This is a genomic window from Geobacillus thermopakistaniensis (assembly GCF_000498995.1).
Classification (GTDB): domain Bacteria; phylum Bacillota; class Bacilli; order Bacillales; family Anoxybacillaceae; genus Geobacillus; species Geobacillus thermoleovorans.
Map to the genome: position 1 here is coordinate 29,979 of NZ_AYSF01000052.1, position 17,674 is coordinate 47,652.

At 53.4% G+C, this 17,674-nt stretch carries 24 protein-coding genes; 4 read left to right on the forward strand and 20 right to left on the reverse strand.

Annotation, left to right across the window (positions count from 1 at the left end; all coding sequences use genetic code 11):
* Positions 1–32 precede the first annotated feature (32 nt).
* The 3 genes from T260_RS128710 to T260_RS128705 all read right to left on the reverse strand — a co-directional run bounded on the left by T260_RS128710 (position 33) and on the right by T260_RS128705 (position 1,813).
* Complete coding sequence (locus tag T260_RS128710; RefSeq protein WP_011230606.1) at positions 33–788, reverse strand: enoyl-CoA hydratase/isomerase family protein; 756 nt, start codon at positions 786–788, stop codon at positions 33–35.
* Between the two features lie 166 nt (positions 789–954).
* The gene (gene rpmF / locus T260_RS0120345; RefSeq protein ID WP_011230605.1) at positions 955–1,128 is read right to left on the reverse strand and encodes a 50S ribosomal protein L32; all 174 of its coding nucleotides are present in this window, start codon (positions 1,126–1,128) and stop codon (positions 955–957) included.
* Between the two features lie 145 nt (positions 1,129–1,273).
* Complete coding sequence (locus T260_RS128705; RefSeq protein WP_011230604.1) at positions 1,274–1,813, reverse strand: YceD family protein; 540 nt, start codon at positions 1,811–1,813, stop codon at positions 1,274–1,276.
* Positions 1,814–2,122: 309 nt separating this feature from the next.
* On the opposite strand from T260_RS128705, the gene T260_RS128700 reads away from it, so the two are divergent.
* Complete coding sequence (locus tag T260_RS128700) at positions 2,123–3,343, forward strand: nucleotidyltransferase (RefSeq protein WP_011230603.1); 1,221 nt, start codon at positions 2,123–2,125, stop codon at positions 3,341–3,343.
* Here the strand turns inward: T260_RS128700 and T260_RS128695 are convergent.
* Both T260_RS128695 and T260_RS128690 read right to left on the reverse strand, forming a co-directional pair.
* The gene (locus T260_RS128695) at positions 3,316–4,335 is read right to left on the reverse strand and encodes a SepM family pheromone-processing serine protease (protein WP_023634051.1); all 1,020 of its coding nucleotides are present in this window, start codon (positions 4,333–4,335) and stop codon (positions 3,316–3,318) included. The two genes, T260_RS128700 and T260_RS128695, sit on opposite strands and share 28 nt — an antisense overlap.
* A complete protein-coding gene (locus tag T260_RS128690; protein WP_011230601.1) occupies positions 4,332–5,120 on the reverse strand; it encodes a patatin-like phospholipase family protein in 789 nt (262 codons plus the stop codon). Before T260_RS128690 ends, T260_RS128695 begins: the two co-directional genes overlap by 4 nt.
* A gap of 131 nt (positions 5,121–5,251) precedes the next feature.
* On the opposite strand from T260_RS128690, the gene spoVV reads away from it, so the two are divergent.
* Positions 5,252–6,487 carry a dipicolinic acid transporter SpoVV gene (gene spoVV, locus T260_RS128685; protein WP_011230600.1) on the forward strand — a complete coding sequence of 412 codons (1,236 nt, stop codon included), beginning with the start codon at positions 5,252–5,254 and terminating at the stop codon, positions 6,485–6,487.
* A gap of 139 nt (positions 6,488–6,626) precedes the next feature.
* On the opposite strand, the gene coaD is transcribed toward spoVV, so the two are convergent.
* On the reverse strand, positions 6,627–7,121 hold the full coding sequence (coaD, locus tag T260_RS128680; protein ID WP_011230599.1) for a pantetheine-phosphate adenylyltransferase: 495 nt from the start codon (positions 7,119–7,121) through the stop codon (positions 6,627–6,629).
* Positions 7,087–7,683: a 16S rRNA (guanine(966)-N(2))-methyltransferase RsmD gene (rsmD, locus tag T260_RS128675; RefSeq protein ID WP_011230598.1), complete on the reverse strand. Its 597-nt coding sequence runs from the start codon at positions 7,681–7,683 to the stop codon at positions 7,087–7,089. The genes coaD and rsmD overlap by 35 nt, the downstream gene beginning before the upstream one ends.
* Before the next feature lie 395 nt (positions 7,684–8,078).
* Between rsmD and T260_RS128670 the strand changes: the two genes are divergently transcribed.
* Positions 8,079–8,468: a DUF7147 family protein gene (locus T260_RS128670; protein ID WP_011230597.1), complete on the forward strand. Its 390-nt coding sequence runs from the start codon at positions 8,079–8,081 to the stop codon at positions 8,466–8,468.
* Between the two features lie 59 nt (positions 8,469–8,527).
* Here T260_RS128670 and T260_RS128665 read toward each other — a convergent pair whose 3' ends face one another.
* The 7 genes from T260_RS128665 to T260_RS128635 form a co-directional block, all read right to left on the reverse strand.
* Entirely contained in the window at positions 8,528–8,797 is a 270-nt protein-coding gene (locus tag T260_RS128665; RefSeq protein ID WP_011230596.1) for a YlbG family protein, read from the reverse strand.
* 16 nt (positions 8,798–8,813) lie between these two features.
* Positions 8,814–9,260, reverse strand: coding sequence for a YlbF/YmcA family competence regulator (locus T260_RS128660; RefSeq protein WP_011230595.1), 447 nt, complete (start codon positions 9,258–9,260; stop codon positions 8,814–8,816).
* A 140-nt stretch (positions 9,261–9,400) separates the two neighbouring features.
* Positions 9,401–9,769, reverse strand: coding sequence for a hypothetical protein (locus T260_RS128655; RefSeq protein ID WP_015374350.1), 369 nt, complete (start codon positions 9,767–9,769; stop codon positions 9,401–9,403).
* A 40-nt stretch (positions 9,770–9,809) separates the two neighbouring features.
* Positions 9,810–10,043 carry a YlbE-like family protein gene (locus T260_RS128650; RefSeq protein WP_011230593.1) on the reverse strand — a complete coding sequence of 78 codons (234 nt, stop codon included), beginning with the start codon at positions 10,041–10,043 and terminating at the stop codon, positions 9,810–9,812.
* Between the two features lie 12 nt (positions 10,044–10,055).
* Positions 10,056–10,439, reverse strand: coding sequence for a YlbD family protein (locus T260_RS128645; protein ID WP_031212787.1), 384 nt, complete (start codon positions 10,437–10,439; stop codon positions 10,056–10,058).
* 80 nt (positions 10,440–10,519) lie between these two features.
* Positions 10,520–11,422, reverse strand: a complete 903-nt coding sequence (locus tag T260_RS128640; protein ID WP_236620438.1) for a CAP domain-containing protein — start codon at positions 11,420–11,422, stop codon at positions 10,520–10,522.
* Between the two features lie 401 nt (positions 11,423–11,823).
* Complete coding sequence (locus tag T260_RS128635; protein WP_023634054.1) at positions 11,824–12,249, reverse strand: CBS domain-containing protein; 426 nt, start codon at positions 12,247–12,249, stop codon at positions 11,824–11,826.
* Positions 12,250–12,424: 175 nt separating this feature from the next.
* Between T260_RS128635 and T260_RS128630 the strand changes: the two genes are divergently transcribed.
* A complete protein-coding gene (locus T260_RS128630) occupies positions 12,425–12,784 on the forward strand; it encodes a YugN family protein (protein ID WP_011230589.1) in 360 nt (119 codons plus the stop codon).
* A 26-nt stretch (positions 12,785–12,810) separates the two neighbouring features.
* Here T260_RS128630 and T260_RS128625 read toward each other — a convergent pair whose 3' ends face one another.
* The 6 genes from T260_RS128625 to ctaD form a co-directional block, all read right to left on the reverse strand.
* Positions 12,811–13,116, reverse strand: a complete 306-nt coding sequence (locus tag T260_RS128625; RefSeq protein ID WP_011230588.1) for an Asp23/Gls24 family envelope stress response protein — start codon at positions 13,114–13,116, stop codon at positions 12,811–12,813.
* Between the two features lie 94 nt (positions 13,117–13,210).
* A complete protein-coding gene (locus T260_RS128620) occupies positions 13,211–13,666 on the reverse strand; it encodes a DUF420 domain-containing protein (RefSeq protein ID WP_011230587.1) in 456 nt (151 codons plus the stop codon).
* 48 nt (positions 13,667–13,714) lie between these two features.
* Positions 13,715–14,731, reverse strand: coding sequence for a cytochrome c oxidase assembly factor CtaG (gene ctaG, locus T260_RS128615; protein WP_023634055.1), 1,017 nt, complete (start codon positions 14,729–14,731; stop codon positions 13,715–13,717).
* Positions 14,732–14,833: 102 nt separating this feature from the next.
* Entirely contained in the window at positions 14,834–15,166 is a 333-nt protein-coding gene (ctaF, locus tag T260_RS128610; protein WP_011230585.1) for a cytochrome c oxidase subunit IVB, read from the reverse strand.
* A 4-nt stretch (positions 15,167–15,170) separates the two neighbouring features.
* Positions 15,171–15,791, reverse strand: coding sequence for a cytochrome c oxidase subunit III (gene ctaE, locus T260_RS128605; RefSeq protein WP_011230584.1), 621 nt, complete (start codon positions 15,789–15,791; stop codon positions 15,171–15,173).
* Complete coding sequence (gene ctaD / locus T260_RS128600; RefSeq protein ID WP_014195356.1) at positions 15,791–17,662, reverse strand: cytochrome c oxidase subunit I; 1,872 nt, start codon at positions 17,660–17,662, stop codon at positions 15,791–15,793. The genes ctaE and ctaD overlap by 1 nt, the downstream gene beginning before the upstream one ends.
* Positions 17,663–17,674 lie beyond the last annotated feature (12 nt).

Consider the following 17,674-nt stretch of genomic DNA (forward strand, 5'->3'; position numbering starts at 1 on the left):
ATGCGGCTAGTAGAAACGGTAGAAGGAAAAAATTACTTCTTACACAAAAAAGGACGCAATGCCTGTTCATGTTCAGCCGACCCCCACAGCTCGGCGCAACGGGCGATCTCGGCGAAAAACCGCTCTCGAAACCAAGCTGTTCGCCATTTTTCGCCGGCTGCGGCCTTATATGCCTGCAAGACGGAAAGCGACCGCTCCGCATAAGGCGCCAGCCGTTCACGCCATTGTTCGCGCCAATGTTCGGCTGGCAGGATGGCGTCAACCCAACCGCACGCTTCCATCGCCTCCGCCGTCATCGGCTCGGCGCGCAGCAATAAGTCAAGCGCCCGCCCGTACGGAAGTTTGGCAAACAGCATCGACGCTCCTCCCCAGCCGGTTGTAATGCCAAGCCGGCCTTGCACAAATCCGATCCGGCTTCCTTCTTTGGCAAAGCGAAAATCGCAAGCGGTCGCCAGCTCGCAGCCGCCCCCCATCGCTGTTCCGTTGACAAGGGCGGCCGTCGGCTTCGGAAACGTCAGCAGCCTGTACAGCAGCTCTCCCATGCGCATGAGCATCTGTCTTGCCTCCGTGCCGCGCAAATGCCCAAACTCGCTCAAATCGCCGCCGGAGCAAAACGCCTCGCTGCCGGCGCCGGTAATGGCGAACACTTTCACCTGTGGATCAGCCGCCGCCTGTTCCATCGCCTCCTCAAGCGCCCCCATCACGGCAAAATTGATCGCATTCCGTTTCTCTGGACGGCAAATCGTAAACAGTGCAATGCCGTCATGATGCTCCAACATTGCTTCCATCAGCACGTCTCTCCTTTCTTCATCACATCAATGAATTGGGCGCGTTCTCTTCAATTTCCTGCCTCACGACGAAAAAAACTGCCGCCTAGACGAACAGCGTTGATTTTTTGCAGACAATCAAAAAGGCTGTCCTCTTTTCGGACAGCCTGTCGTTCGATGTCGGCCATTATTTGTTGACGACATCTCTTCCTTTGTATGTTCCGCATGCTTTGCAGACGCGGTGCGCCAATTTCCATTCGCCGCAGTTCGGGCATTGCACCATGCCTGGCACTTGCAGTTTAAAGTGTGTGCGGCGCAGCCGTTTTCTCGTTTTCGATGTTCTTCTAAAAGGTACTGCCATCATTCCCACCTCCTTGTCGGGCGCATTTTGGCATATCCATGCCGGCGAATCAGTCAACCTCGAGGCCGCCATCCGCCGGCACACAAGGCGGCTGCCGGACGGTGCGCAATATTCGGCGCCATCGGCCGGCAACGCCGACTCACGATCATTCCTCTCGTTTTTCCTCGAAAAACTTGGCCAGCCCTGCAAGGCGAGGATCTACTTTCTTTTCCCGCTCTTGCATCGCTTTCTCCCATTCTTCTTCCGACAGAACGTCCCATCCTTCCCCATGTTGCGGCGCTCCGCCGGCAACCGGTCCTTCGGCGATAAGCTGCAACGGGATTTCAAGCAAAATCAACTCGCGGATGATGGGATTCAAATCAATCGTGTCCCCCGCCACCATATGGGTGTCCTCATCGGTCTTCACGATGCCGCTGCCATCCGCAAAAAACGTCTCCGTCGTCTGAATGGAAAACGGATACGTCACATCGACAAGCGTCCGCGAACAAGGCAACACCATCGTTCCGGACAACGTCAAATGAAACGTGAATTTTGTCGACCCGACATCCGCTTTTCCTCGGACGTGCACCGGCGAAATATCGCGGATCAACGTGTCAATTTGTTTTAAATCGGACACATCGACCGTCTCATCAATCGCCATTTCCTTATGTTGAAAACGGCGAAGCTGTTGGACCGTCCATTTCATATCATCACCTCAAGGCAACGAATAAAATTATACGTTTCGTTTCTAGTTTTGTCAATGTTTTTTCTTTACAACCACTCATTCCTTGGGAAAAGAACGGCATACTCCCATCATTTCCAAATGCCATTTTGAACATGCACGGTCGGCGCGCGGACATCGGAAAACGGTCGACCGCTTCGTTTCTTTTGCTGTCCTCACCGCATGTTGCCGTTGATCTTCGCCGCTTTCTATTCCATACTAAGTTCAGATAGAATAGACAGCCATTTCGTTGCGGCCAAGCCGCGCGAATCGCCATGAAAGGAGCGAAAAAAGGTGAAAGCCGTCGGCGTGATCGTGGAATACAACCCGTTTCACAACGGTCATTTCCACCATTTGAACGAAACGAGACAAAAGACAGATGCGGACTGTTTGATCGCCGTCATGAGCGGAAACTTCTTGCAGCGCGGTGAGCCGGCCATCGTCTCCAAATGGGCGCGGGCAAAAATGGCGCTCGCCGCCGGCGTAGATGTGGTCATCGAGCTGCCGTACGCCTTCGCTGTGCAAGCGGCTGAACAGTTCGCACATGGGGCGGTGCAGCTGCTTGCGGCGATCGGCTGCCAAGAGCTTTGCTTTGGCAGCGAATCGGGGGAAATTTCCGCTTTTTTATCCGCGGCCAAAACATGGCTTGAACAGAAGGAAACGTTCGATTCCCTCATCCGCACCGGGCTGGCGCGCGGACAAAGCTTTCCGAAAGCCGCCGCTGAAGCGTGGCAAAAGTTCGGCGCCGCTCCGCTTGATTTGTCCAAGCCAAACAACGTGCTTGGTTTTGCGTATGTGAAAGCCATTTGGCAAAACAAGCTGGCGATGATGCCACGCACGATTCCGCGGCTGGCCGCCGGCTATCATGACGAATCATTTTCCCACCCGTCGATTGCGAGCGCCACCAGCCTGCGGAAAACATTGCGACAAACCGGTCGTCTCGAGTCGATCGCGGCGTACGTTCCGCCCGCTACGCTCGAACAACTCCGCCAATACCGGGAGACATACGGGCGCTTTCACGATTGGGAAGTGTATTTTCCGCTCCTAAAATATCGGCTGTTGACCGCCACAGAGGCCGACTTGCGCCGCATCGCCGGCGTGGAGGAAGGGATCGAACACCGGCTGAAGCAACACATCGCCCACGCCGAAACGTTTGCCGCCTTCATTGCCGCCGTCAAAACGAAGCGATACACCTGGACAAGGCTGCAACGCCTATGTGCGCATGTGTTGACGAATTTCACAAAGGAGGAGCAAGCCAAAGCGGCCAACCCGACCTATATCCGGCTGCTCGGCATGAGTGAAGCCGGCCGCCGCTACTTAAAGCAGGTGAAAAAAAGCGCTGCGCTCCCGCTCGTCGCCAGAGCATCCAAACTCAACGGCGACTCTCTTTATGAGCAAGAAAAAAGAGCGGCAGCTGTGTACGCCGCCGCTTTTCCGGAGCCGCTCTACAGCGCCGCGCTGAAAGAAGAATACGCCACGGCGCCGATTTACGTTTCCGGCATCGAACGCAAATAACGAACTGCCTCGTCGAACGTATCGACCGGGACGATTTTCATATGCGTCCCGATTTTTTTCGCCGTCCGCACCGCCTCGCGATAGTTCGACGTCGGCGCACCATGTTCGTTCGGAGCGAAAAACACCTCGGCTCCTTCGCGGTCAGCGGCCACGACTTTTTGCGAAACACCGCCGATCGGCCCGACGTTTCCGTCAAGATCAATCGTTCCGGTGCCAGCGATTTTATGACCTTTTGTAATATCTTCATCGACAAGTTGGTTGTAAATTTCAAGTGAAAACATGAGCCCAGCCGACGGTCCGCCGATTTGTTCCGACTCCACGTCAACCGGCGGGTCGGTGCGGACGTCATAATCGGTCATGAGTGTCACCCCAAGGCCGACTTGGTTCGGGTGCTGTCGAAACGGCTTCAGCTCGAGCTCTGTTTCCTGCCGCTTCCGGCCGCGAATGAATGCGACGCGGACGCGATCACCCGCTTGTTTTCCGCGAATGTAGTTGACCATCTGCTCCGATGTGCCGAGCGGCTTTCCGTCGATCGCGACGATGCGATCGCCGGTCTCTAGACGGCCGGCGGCCGGCATATCAGGGAGGACGCTCATGACATAAACGCCATGAGGTTCATACGACACCGGCTTTCCGGCGTGGCGATAAGCGACGATGATCGCCGCTTCCTTCGACTGTTCCATGAGCTCAAGCTGGCGCATCGTATATTCCTTGTCGCTCTCCCCTTCCTGCTTGATTTCCTCGACCGGATGAAGCTCATAAAAAGGGCGGATATGGGCAAACAAATACGCTATCACATTCGCCCGCCCCATCCGCACCGTCGTAAGCATAAACGTTCCCTTATCGCGGTCGCCGTTTTCCACGTGAACGAGCGGCTTTAAACTTTGCGCGCTTCCCGGCATCGTCACATAATACGGCAGCTTCATAAAAATAAGCAGAAAGGTGAGGGCGGCGCCAAAGAAAAACAGGGCAATATACGTCCGTTTTTTCATTCGTGTGATGGCTCCTTCCACTGTTCGATCGCTTGACGGATCGCTCCCACTTGCTTCCGCGCCTCCTCTTCCCCGCGAGCGATGATTTCCTCAATATCCTTGAACGCCCGCGAGCTATACTGTTCGACTCGCGGCCGGATCATAACGTCTGAGGCGAGCTGACGGTGAGCTACCAGTTCCGCTTGCAAAATATCGAGACTCTGCCAAATGACATCGGCGATCGACGCAATTTCCGCCTTTGTGTTGAGCGGAGAGACATCGACGGCGATGACAATATCCGCTCCCATCGCTCGGACGACCGACACTGGCACCCGGTCAACGACGCCGCCGTCGACAAGCAGTCTGCCATTCACCTCCGCCGGCACAAAAATGCCAGGAATCGAGATGCTCGCCCGCACCGCCTGGGCTGCTTCCCCTTGCCGAAACACGACTTTCTCCCCTGTCTGCAAATCAGCGGCGACAACAGCCACAGGCGGGGACATCTCCTCGATTCGTTTCCCTTTCGTCAACAAGCGAATAAACTGCGTGATGCGCTCGCCAGCGATCAGTCCCATTTTCGGCACCGTCCAGTCAAGAAAATCGTTGCGTCGAAACGATTGAGCCAACCGATAGAGACGATGGAGGCCATGGCCGCTTGCGTAAAGGACGGCGACGAGCGCGCCGATGCTGCTGCCGGCCAAATAGGAAATCGGAATATGCTCCTCCTCGAGCACTTTCAATACCCCAAGATGGGCGAACCCGCGCGCTCCTCCCGACCCGAGCGCCAATCCGACTTTTGGCGGCACGCCTCCTCCCCCCTTTGTCGCAGCGCTATCCGCTTTCATCTTATGGTCTAAAACGCCCCCCTATGCTCGTATATTAGGTTATATGAGGTTGTACTACAAGAAACCGCACGGCAAAAAAAGGGGGGGGAAAAGTGAAACAAAATTGGGGGGCGAAATGGAAAACCGTATTGCTCGCTTCCGCCGCCACCTTGTTTGCGTTTTCGCTCATTTGCTATCCAAAACAGTCGCTTGAAGCGTCCATTCGCGGTTTAAATATGTGGTGGGAGGTCGTCTTTCCATCGCTTTTGCCGTTTTTTATCGTCTCGGAGCTGCTCATCAGCTTCGGCGTCGTCAGCTTCCTTGGCGTCTTGCTCGAGCCGCTCATGCGCCCGTTGTTTCGCGTCCCGGGCGTCGGCGGATTCGCCTGGGCCATGGGAATGGCGTCCGGCTACCCGTCTGGAGCCAAGCTGACCGCCCGCCTGTACCAGGAAAAACAGCTGACGACGATTGAAGCCGAACGGCTCTCGTCGTTCACCAATTCATCCAACCCACTTTTTATTTTTGGAGCTGTATCAGCGGGATTTTTCAACAACCCGCAACTCGGCCTTGTGCTGGCCGTTTCCCACTATTTAGGAAACATTAGCGTTGGGCTGATCATGCGCTTTCACGGCATCCGAAAAGAACGGAGGCAATCGAAGCGGCAGCCACGCTCATTTTCGCTCCCGTATGCGCTGCGCACACTGCACCGCACGCGACTGAAAAACGAACAGCCGCTTGGCAAACTTCTTGGCGACGCCGTGCGCTCTTCTGTCCAAACACTGTTAATGATCGGCGGTTTTATTATTCTCTTTTCGGTTATGAATAAACTTCTGTATATGATGCATTTGACCGAACAGCTTGCCCCATTGCTGCGCCATCTGCTCCGCCTTGCCCAGCTGCCGGAGCAGCTTGACATCCCAGTGTTTTCCGGCTTGTTTGAAATTACACTCGGCAGCCAAATGATCAGTCAGACCGATGAGGCGATGCTGATGGAAAAAGCAGTGGCAACAAGCTTCGTCCTCGCTTTTGGCGGTTTTTCCGTCCAAGCGCAAGTCGCCAGCATTCTCGCCGAAGCGAACATCCGCTTTCAGCCGTTTTTCATCGCGCGCTTGCTGCACGGAGTGTTTGCCGCTTCCTTTACATACTTGCTTTGGAAACCGTTGTACATCAAAACAGCCGGCGGGATGCCGACCCACATCCCAGCGTTTCTTCACGCCGCAAAAGACAGCGCTTGGAATGAAGGCTGGCGGTTGCTGCAGCAATACGGGCCGCTCCTGACACTGTTGTTCCTTTGCCTTTATATATGGCTCGTCATCAAGGCGGTCAGTAAATCGCGCGGGCGCTCATAAGACGCTTGAGCGCCCAGCTTTTTGGCAGCAAAAAGCCATCGGGGCGGTTCGCGTCGTCTCAGCCGTGAGCCGCCCTTGACGGCAAAACCGGGCCGGCGCCGACTGCAATGTTCGCTTAAGCGGCTTTCATAAGGAAGCGTCAATCAGCGGCCGTGGACGCAAATTTCCGCTTCAGCGCCTGCTCAACAACCGGGGGCACGAGCTCGGAAATATCGCCGTTGTATTTCGCCACTTCTTTGACGATGCTCGAGCTTAAAAACGCATACTGGCTGTTCGTCATCATAAAAAACGTTTCAATGTTTTCATCAAGAACGCGGTTCATCGACGTAATTTGCATTTCGTATTCGAAATCGGACACAGCGCGCAAGCCGCGCAAAATGGCATTCGCTTTTTTGCTGCGGGCGTAATCAACAAGCAGGCCGTGAAACGCTTCGACATGGACGTTCGGAAGCGTCCGCGTCACCTCACGAAGCAGCTCGATCCGCTCCTCGACAGTAAACAGCGGCTTTTTCGACGAGTTGTTCAACACCGCCACATACACTTGATCAAACACTTTCGCCCCTCGTTTAATAATATCCAAATGCCCGTACGTCACAGGGTCAAAGCTCCCGGGGCAAACCGCAATGCTCGCCATCGCTTCCATCCCCTTCCCATCTATAAATCGTCACACCGGTGATACCGTATGTTTCCCGCTTCCATCGTGTCAGGCCGCCGACCTCCTCCGGCAGCTCCGCCTCCGCCGAGTGTTCAGCGACGACGACGCCGTGCGGTTCCAGCAACTGACGCCCGGCGATCGACGACAGCAACGTCGGCCACTGTTTCTCTTTGTACGGCGGATCAAGGAAAATAACCGCAAAGCGGAGGCCGCGCTTCGCTACCGCCTTCAGCGCCCGCTCGGCGTCGTTGCAGTAAATTTCCGCCCGCTTCTCAAGCCCGCAGGCCGCCACGTTTTTTCGGACCGTCTGCACCGCTTTCCTGTCTTGATCGACGAAAATGACGCGCTCGATTCCTCGGCTGAGCGCCTCGATGCCCAAGCCGCCGCTGCCAGCAAACAAATCAAGACCGTTGCCGCCTGAGAAATATGGCCCGATCATATTAAATATCGCTTCTTTGACTTTATCGGTCGTCGGCCGCGTCGACATCCCTGGAACCGCTTGCAGACGCCGTCCTTTGCATGTCCCGGAAATGACTCTCATCGCCTTCACCCAATTCACCGTTTCAAGGTGGCCTTGTCATCCATTTGATTCGTTGTTTTCATGGTAATCTTACCATAAAGTTGATGATCGTCAAACTACGGAATTTTTTCGCCATTCATGTATAGAAATCGGCAAACGGTCCATAATGAGTAATGGCAACACGCTTGACGCGTTGTTGCCAGTGACGGAGAAGACTTACGTTTCCTCATAAGTTCTTCCTCCGGTTTCTCCTCTCCCTTTTCTTTATTCTTTCCGATCCTTGTTCCGCCCTGCGCGGAGGCAAGGAACTGGAAAGGGCCTTGCGGGTTCATTTCCGCAAGGTTTTTTTTGATTGCAATTCGCGAGGATGGCCGGTAAAGTTAAGGGTGGACGATGCTTGCAAGGGGGAACGATTCATGATCCAACGATTTATCGAACTTGGCGAAGGATATTCCGATATATATGAGCTGATTGCATTGGCGAAGGCCAACCGCCATCGTTTGTCCGGATTCTTTGTCTTTCATACGGTGAAAAAAGGCCAGGCGGTCGTCTCCTTGGCCGTTGTCCTTCATCCGACGGATCCCGGCGATTTCCAACCACTTTACATTTGCCGTGAAGGCATTCCCGATCCGTCCGTCAAGCCAAACAAACGGTACGAACTATTTATGGAAACCGCAAAGGAGCTGGGCATGGACGTCATTCACCTTGATGTTAAGCCATCGACGATGTTCGCTGAACCCGATTTATATTACCAACATTTGATCGGCATTATGCGGATGAATCGCTTCATCCCGCCGCTGCAGTAAACAAAGAAACAGCGGGTCGAAAAGCCGGTGCCGGCTTTTTTTCGACCCGCTGTTTTCCTTCATCCAAGCGGATACGGGGAGTCTTTTTCCTTCTCCCCTTTCGATTCAAATTCCAGTTTTAAAAATGGGCGGTACGACGGCTCGACCCGCTTGACGAACGGAAGCGAGGCGAGCTTTTTCATTACATGGTCGACTTGCTCCATATCACAATACAGAACAGCATACTTCAGCCGTTTGGAAATGTAATGAATGTTGCCGAACTTGCGCAACTGTTTCCCATATTTCAGCGAATGAAGCCAAACGATAATCCCTTGCCGTTTTGGAAACATAGTCCCTTCCCCTTTTTTATGTGCGGCAGCCGCAGCTTCCGCCCGCCCCGCAGCCACCGGAACAGCCCGCCGACAAAAAGTACGGATTTCCGGTCGGCACTTTCACATGTTCGGACACCGCTTTGCCGATCAGCACGCTGATCTCATCAAGCAACTCTTGCATCGCCTTCTCCGCCTCCTTAAAGGCGGCGACCGTCTCATGCAAATCGAGCTCCCGCTTCGCTTCGCGCACTTCTTTCATCACGTCGCGGTAATCAGGATGGTATTTTCCGAAGCGCTGCACTTCTTCGTAGCGCTCCTTCAGCTTGACAAAGCGAGCGATCAGCTGCTGGGCGCGGCGGTCTTGCTTCAGCCGCCAAAAGGCGCGGCGGTATTCGTCCGCCACGTCCGACTCGACAATCATTTTGGCCAACGCTTCTGCTTTATCTAAAATCTCGATGCGCTCGAGAGTCGCAATCTTCACCAAATGGCACCTCCATTATCCATCATACCATGAACGAAAAGAAAATGAAAAGGAAAGAGATAGCAAAGAAGCAAACAAAAAAGGCGATCCAGACTGTGCCGAATCGCCTCTGTTCGCCTTTTAAACGATCGTCGTCATCTCTATCGGATGGCGACGTCAAATTCGTGCGTCATGCCGGTTGCTTTCCCATCATTGTAGACGAGCTCAAGACGGATGGTATGTTTCCCGCTCGGCAAACCGCGCACGATAAAGGCGGCCGTGTATACTTCCGTCATTTTTTGCCCGTTGACATAGACATTAATGTGTCCGCCGCCGCTCCCTTTGCGGAACGGAAAGTGGACGGCAACACATTCAATGAATACGTCGCTTCCTTTCACTTCATGCTTCACCTGAAGCGGACCGCCCACTGCTTCGGCGTGAGCGGAGGACGACGGCGCCGGCTCAAAGAAGGCATACGCCGCAAGCAATATGACAGCCGCAAACCATGCAAACCACTTTGGCAAAGACATCACTCCCTTTCGAAACTAGTCTTTGCCATTGGCCGCCCGATTAGTCGCGCATGGCTTTAAACATTTGCCACATAAGCGACGCCATTTGCAACGATTGGGAGATTCTTTCCACTTTGTCAGGGATCGTCAGCTCATAGTGGCGCAAGGCGGCCAATTGGAACGTCGACAGTTCATGCGGACGGCGGGCAAGGAGCCGGTACCAGCGCGGCTGTTCGCGCAAAAACGCGCGCAACATCGGTGTTCCTTGTACATATTGCCATACATCTTTCCTCATCGCCACCACCCTTTAATCTTTGCGGAACGAAAACGGATGCGCTTCTTTGTTTCTTTGTTCTTGACCGGCCCCTTGAAATTCGGAAAGAATGCTTTGGATCGCCGCGATCGCCTGCTGGACGTTCGCCAAATGTTTTTGCACATCGGCTGCATCGATCTGTCCAAACATAGACGCGAGCTTATCGAGCCATTTGTTCGTTCCTTTTTCCTCCTCTTTTGCCGCACCGTTTGTTTCCCGATACGGCTCCCATATGTCATCGTCTTCCCCGAACAAATACCAATCCTCATACACTTGTTTCCACGTCTTTTTGCCACTGCGCACCTCTTGGATGATTTTTGGATGTTTTTTCACAAACTGTTTAAACTGTTCAACGGAAGGATGCAGAGGCTTGACCATGGCGGTTCTCATCCCTTTCGTCCACTCATGCCTATCTGCCATATCATATCGCATCCAACAAAGAGAGGTGCGCCCAATTTTTAGAGCGGCGTAAAGAAGTTTTGCGTATAGTAATCGGCGTAGACGCCAACGCCCAAGCGGGTGAACTCTTCGTTCAACATAATTTTCCGATGGTTTTGGCTGTTCAGCCATCCGATGGTCGCCTCAACGCCATCGACTTGATGGGCGGCGATATTTTCCCCGGCAAGCTGGAACGGAATGTGAAGCGCGCCAAGCCGCCTCGATAAATCGCCATACTGCGGCGACTCGTGGGAGAAAAACTGGTGATCATGCATATCTCGGCTATGTTTTTCCGCAGCGGCAGCGGCCTTGTCATCCCACATGAGAGAGGAAAGCCCATGGCGACGGCGGATCAAATTCGTCCAGTCAAAAATTTGCTTCGCGTTGGCCGCATCAACAGCCTGTCGCTTTTCTTCCGACAGCGGCGCGGCCGCCGGCAGGCTGCCGCGGTAAACGAGCTCGTACGGCCGCAACTTGACGAACGTTTCTGCATCCATCAGGCGGATCGCCGCCACCTCGCCGGTAAAGCGGTCAACATACAGCTGAGCGTAGACGCTGCCAACTTTGACAACCGGCCTTGATGAGTAATCTTGTTCAGACAGCTCAAACCGGTATGTCCCGTTGCCTAGCTTAATCTCAATGTTCGATAGCACCGGCATCGTTTGAAAAATCGTCTGCAACCGCTGGCCGACCGCAAACGGTTCAACGTTCACCTTCTCTCCGCCGACAAGGGCGGTGACGACGCGACCGCGCAAGATGCCAATCTGCACGTACGACTCGGGTCGACGGCTGTACACCCACCAGTCATATCCGTAAGCTGACGGGTCGATTCGGTCTGGGGCGCCAAACAGTTTTTTCGCCTCTTGCGCCGATTGCCCGATCAACGCAACGATGCCGGCCGTCGCCTTCGGCTCTTTCAACATGTATCGATTCGTCTCTGGCTGCTCCGGGGGGCTCGGGGGCGGCGGACTCGGCACAAAATAATACAATCCAATCAAGAAAAACAAAAAAAGGAAAAACCATNCCGGCGCTTCCGAAAACTTTGCCGAAAAATCAACGCAACGATGCCGGCCGTCGCCTTCGGCTCTTTCAACATGTATCGATTCGTCTCTGGCTGCTCCGGGGGGCTCGGGGGCGGCGGACTCGGCACAAAATAATACAATCCAATCAAGAAAAACAAAAAAAGGAAAAACCATTTCACACGGCAACTCCCGCTTTCTGCGCAATCTCCTTATTGCCATTATAGCCGTTTTTTAGAGGCAAAAAAAAGAGGACACCCAAAAAGAGCGCTCCTCCTCGAAAGAAGCCGTGTCCGTTGCATTTGTCAATGGATGGCGTCTTGTTCGGAAATCTCGCTTAACGCACGACCCGCGCGTTCATCAGAATAGCGGTTCGTCGCCAAATCGCCGAGCGAGATGATGCCGACCAAACGCCCGTTTTCTACGACCGGGAGGCGGCGAATTTGGTGACGTGCCATCATATCTGCTGCCTTTTGCACCGAATCGTCCGGAGAAAGCGTGACGAGATCGCGGCTCATCACTTCCGTCACCGCAGTCGAACCAGGACGTTTTTCAGCCATGCCGCGCACGACAATATCGCGGTCGGTAATCATTCCGACAAGGCGGCCGTCATCGACAATCGGAATCGCCCCGACGTTGAAATCGCGCATTTTTACCGCCGCTTCGTAGAGATTGTCAAGGGGGGTGCAATATTGCACATCCGTTGACATGACGTCCCGTACCGTTTGCATTCTTCGTCTCTCCTTTCTACCCGTATTGTGCGCCGGATCACACAAAAAAATGCGAGCGAAACGGAAACAACGGCAAACAATTCGTTGAAAAGCAAACCGTTTTCGTACTATTATAAATGAGGGGATGATTTCCTGTTTGGCGCTTTTACATACTGTGTTGTTAGGAGGAAGAAGGATGAAGTTTGAAAATACCGGACTGGAAAATCAGACGGTCGAACTATCCCGCCTTGATGACATTATGGAGCGCCTCGGCTTTGTACGCGCGGCGCAATGGGATTATGAACGGGTCACATACGACCGGAAATACGTCGTGAAAGAAGGCACCTACTATTTGCGCGTTCAAGGATACGCCATTGAGGGAAACGTCGATTCGCGCTATGCACTCATTAAGCTGCTCACGCCGATTTTAGGGAAACATTACTATCCACACGGCGTCGAATACGGCGATGATGAGCATTTTCCGTCCTCTCTTGTCAGCCAATGCCAAAACGTGTTGGCGCAGGTCAAAAGCGAGCTTGAAAAAATCAAAGAATAATCAAAAAACGCATGAGAGCGCGGTTCTCATGCGTTTTTTTCCGGCATGACAAGCCGTTTGACAACAATGTCGACCGCCTCGGCGACATATGGCGTCATCGCGGCGATCTCCTCGGCAATATGCTGTTGCAGCTGGCGGCAAACTTCCATCACCGGCGCCCCATATCGAATGGACATCTTTACCGTGACGCGGCACCGCCCGCCTTGAGCAACGGTGATGAACACCTCACAATCGTCAAGGGCGACCTCCGTCTGGCCGCGCACACACATCATGACAATTGTCAATAGCGTCGCCTCTACGGCGCTCCGTTTCCGATAGCGAAACGTGTTCACCGCCTTCCCCCCCCGCTGCACAAAATCACGTCTATATAGGCGTGTTGTATTCTATGCTATGCAACCGCCGCTGCCCTTGCTCCTTGCCCGCCGGTTAAAAACCGAGCACCGCCTTGATGAGCGACGTCGTTTGGCCCCCTGGATAGAGGACATAAAGCAGCCAATAGACGACGACCCCGGTTGAGGCGCTGCCAAACCAAATGATGCTGGTGATCGGCCCAAGCCGACGATGGCGGGCCCTCTTGTCTTTCAATCCCGTCCAAATCGTGACAAGGCCAAATACGGCGCCAACTGTCGCCAGCACAATATGGAAAATAAGAAACAGCGTATAGTACACTTTGACGTTCTCCGGCCCGCCAAAGCTCGTATTGCCGATAAACAACGTCCGCGACATGTAAATGGTGAAAAACAGCAAAGCAAACACCGCTGCCGTCAGCATCACCTTTTTATGCGCTTCGATCCGCCTGCGGCTGATCAAATACCACCCATAAGCAACAAGCAAAGCGCTGATCACGATGCAGCTCGTGCTGATTGTCGGTAAAACGGCCATCGCTTCTCTCCCTTTCTTCTTTGTTCATCGTTGGCGGCCAACCGCGCTTTACAGTTTGGTCGGCCGCGGCTCCATATCCATGCTTGGCTCTTTCTCCCGCTCCTTCCGATACCATTCGGTGAAGATGAAGAACAGCATCGTCCCGTACACGATTTCCTGGATGATTTTCATCAACACTCCGCCGAGCTGCTGATCATGGAGCGGCGACATCGATAAAAACATTTGCGGCCCGGTCAAATCAAGCGAAGCCAGCGTCCCTTGAGGAACGCATAGAGCCAGCGCGGCCATCCATGCTTTCGGGTCAGTATACGTCGCATAAAGCGGCGTATCGGTAAAAATGATGAGCGCGCAAGCCGGGGTCAACAGCATGCCGTCAGCGAAAATGTAACCCATTTTTTTTAGGCCGGACAACGTTTGCCAATCGGGCAGCTTGTTGACAAGCGGCCACCACATGCAAAACGCGGCAACGAAAATGACCGAGGTAACAAACGCATGCAGCCACATATTCATTTTCACAGCGTCAAAAATGAATGGAACGTGATAAAGCGAAAACAAGCCGTTAAACAGCAGCAACGCCACAATTGGCTTTGTCAACAGCCGAAACACGCGGCGCACTGCTGTGATGCGGAATGCGCGCTCATAAAGCGGCGCCGGAATGCCTAAAATAAAACATTGCGGCACGATCAAATACAGCACTGCCATTTGCACCATATGGGCGGTGAACGTCAAATGGCCCATCAAATCCAACGGAGACCCTTTGCATATATAAAGAAGCGCAATCCCGGTCAAAAAATACGCTTTCTGCTTCTCCGAAACGGCATCACCGAGGCCGAAACGCTGCCGCCATGGCCCGGTGATCCCAATGTACANTTTGCATATATAAAGAAGCGCAATCCCGGTCAAAAAATACGCTTTCTGCTTCTCCGAAACGGCATCACCGAGGCCGAAACGCTGCCGCCATGGCCCGGTGATCCCAATGTACAGCAACGCAACCGCCGCTAACATAAGCAAAAAAAACGGACTCCAAAGGGCAACGGGGCCAAACATTTGCAGCGATTGAAACATACGAATCCCCTCCTGATTTGTCCTTTCCCATTATACTATACGACGCCGCGCCAAGGCTATTGAAAAAGGGGAAACCGGTGCAAAAACCGATTCCCCCTTTTCTTACCACCAAACGACTGTTGTAAACGCCCAAACAAGTAGAAGCATAACCGCCACACCGCCGTAAATAAACATCGCCGGGAATTCGTGGCCTTTATGGCTCATGTGCATGAAATAATACAGCTGAAATGCGACCTGCACGGCGGCTAAAAGCAAAATAAACGGAACGACAAACCAATGGGAAAACTCTTCGTAACCAACGGCGGCGAAGGCAATGAGCGTCAACAAAATCATCAAAACGAATGCAATCATTTGATGGCGCATTTCTTCCGCATTTTTCCGGCGGCGATACGCTAAGTCGATGCGCTCATTTCCTGAATTCGTTTGGTTCGCCATACGTTCACCCCACCATTCCCATCAAGTATACAACGGTAAAAATGAACACCCAGACAACATCGATGAAGTGCCAATAAAGGCTCGCGACGTAAAACTTCGGGGCGTTGTATAAATTCAACCCACGCTTAGCGTTGCGAATCATGAGCGTCAAAATCCAAAGCAACCCGAACGCGACGTGGCTTCCGTGCGTGCCAACGAGCGTGTAGAACGCTGAAGCGAAAGCGCTGGTCGTAAACTTATGGCCTTCATGCACATATTCATTGAACTCGTAAATTTCCAAGCCCAAAAAGCCGGCGCCAAGCAAAACGGTAATGCCAAACCAGAGCTGCATCTTTTTAAAGTCAAAGTTTTTCATATGATAAATGGCATACACGCTCGTCAAGCTGCTGGTTAGCAGCAGCATCGTCGCCATGAACACGACCGGCATTTGGAACAGTTCTTCCGCCGAAGGGCCGCCGTTCGTTTTATCTTTGAGCGCCAAATAGGTGGCGAAGAGAGAGGCGAACAGCACCGTCTCTCCGCCTAAAAAGAGCCAGAAGCCAAGAAACTTATTTTTCCCCTCAAGGGTGGCGCGTTCCGGCGCGGCCGGAAACGTCTCGGCCGTCAATTTTTCCTCTGCATGCATCAGGCGTTCGCCCCCTTCTTCTCAAGTTCAAGCACTTCTTCTTTATGGATGTGGAAGCCGTGATCATCGATCACCGAGCGCAAGAACATCGAACCGAGCGTAATGAGCAGGCCAAGAATGCCGACCGGCAAGCCCCATCCAGCATCGTTATGATACGTAAAGCCGAAGGCGGCGACAAACAGACCGAACGCAATGACAAACGGCAGGAACGACGAATTCGGCATATGGATGTCGCCAAGCGGTTCGGCTGGCGTCAATTCGTTTTTGCCTTCCATTTTTTCGAGCCAGAAAGCGTCCAGCCCGCGGACGAGCGGCAGTTGGGCAAAATTGTACACCGGCGGCGGCGAAGCGATCGCCCATTCGAGCGTGCGGCCGTCGCCCCACGCATCGCCCGCCACTTTTTCTCCTTTTGCGGTTGTAATCACGATGTTAATGAGCAAAATGACCGTGGCGGCCGCCATAAAGAACGCGCCGATCGTACTGATCAAGTTGCCAGTCTCCCATCCTTGATGCGGCAAATACGTAAACACGCGCCGCGGCATCCCTGTCAAACCAAGGAAGTGCTGAATAAAGAACGTTAAATGGAACCCGATAAAGAACAGCCAGAACGTAATTTTGCCGAGCGTTTCATTCAGCATGCGGCCAAACATTTTCGGCCACCAATAATGCGTGCCCGCGAGCAAAGCGAACACAACCCCGCCGACGATGACGTAATGGAAGTGCGCAACGACGAAATAGCTGTCATGGTATTGATAGTCCGCCGCCGCCGACGCCAACATGACCCCGGTCACCCCGCCCATGACGAACGACGGGATGAAGGCGACGGCATAATGCATCGGCGTTGTGAATTTGATGCTTCCGCCCCACATCGTAAACAGCCAGTTGAAAATTTTGACTCCTGTCGGAACGGCGATCGTCATCGTCGCGACGGCAAAGATGGCGTTCGCAATCGGCCCCATCCCGACCGTGAACATATGGTGCGCCCATACCATGAACCCTAAGAAAGCAATAAGCACCGTCGCAAACACCATTGACGAATAACCGAATAGGCGTTTGCGCGAGAACGTCGCGAAAATTTCCGAGAAAATGCCGAACGCCGGCAAGACAAGGATGTATACTTCCGGATGGCCGAACACCCAGAACAAGTGCTCCCAGATGATCGTATTGCCGCCGGCAGCGGGGTTAAAGAAGTTGCCGCCAAACAATCGATCCATCATCATGAAAATCAAGCCGACCGTAAGCGGCGGAAACGCAAACAAGATGAGCGCCGACGTCACAAACGTCGCCCATGTGAACATCGGCATGCGCATAAACGTCATGCCCGGAGCGCGCATGTTGATGATCGTCACAAGAAAGTTAATGGCACCCATGATCGTTCCGAAGCCGGAAATTTGCAGCCCGAGCGTATAAAAGTCGATGCCATGATGCGCTTTTGAGTCAAGCGACAGCGACGCATACGACGTCCAACCAGCGTCCGGTGCGCCGCCTAAAAACCATGAACAGTTCAAAAACAAACCACCGAAGAAAAACATCCAGAATCCAAGAGCGTTCAAAAACGGGAACGCGACGTCGCGCGCGCCGATCTGCAGCGGCACGACTGCGTTCATAAAGGCGAAAACAAGCGGCATCGCAGCCAAGAAAATCATCGTCGTCCCATGCATCGTCAACACTTCGTTATACAACCCGCCGACAAGGAAATCGTTGTTCGGCTTGGCGAGCTGAATGCGGATGAACAACGCCTCGAGACCGCCGAGCAGGAAGAAAAACCCGCCGGCAATCAAGTACAGATGGGCGATTTTTTTATGGTCGACCGTTGTCAAATAATCCCACAAAACGGCGCCAACACCCTTTTTGCGCGCGATTGTACTCACGGTGAAACCTCC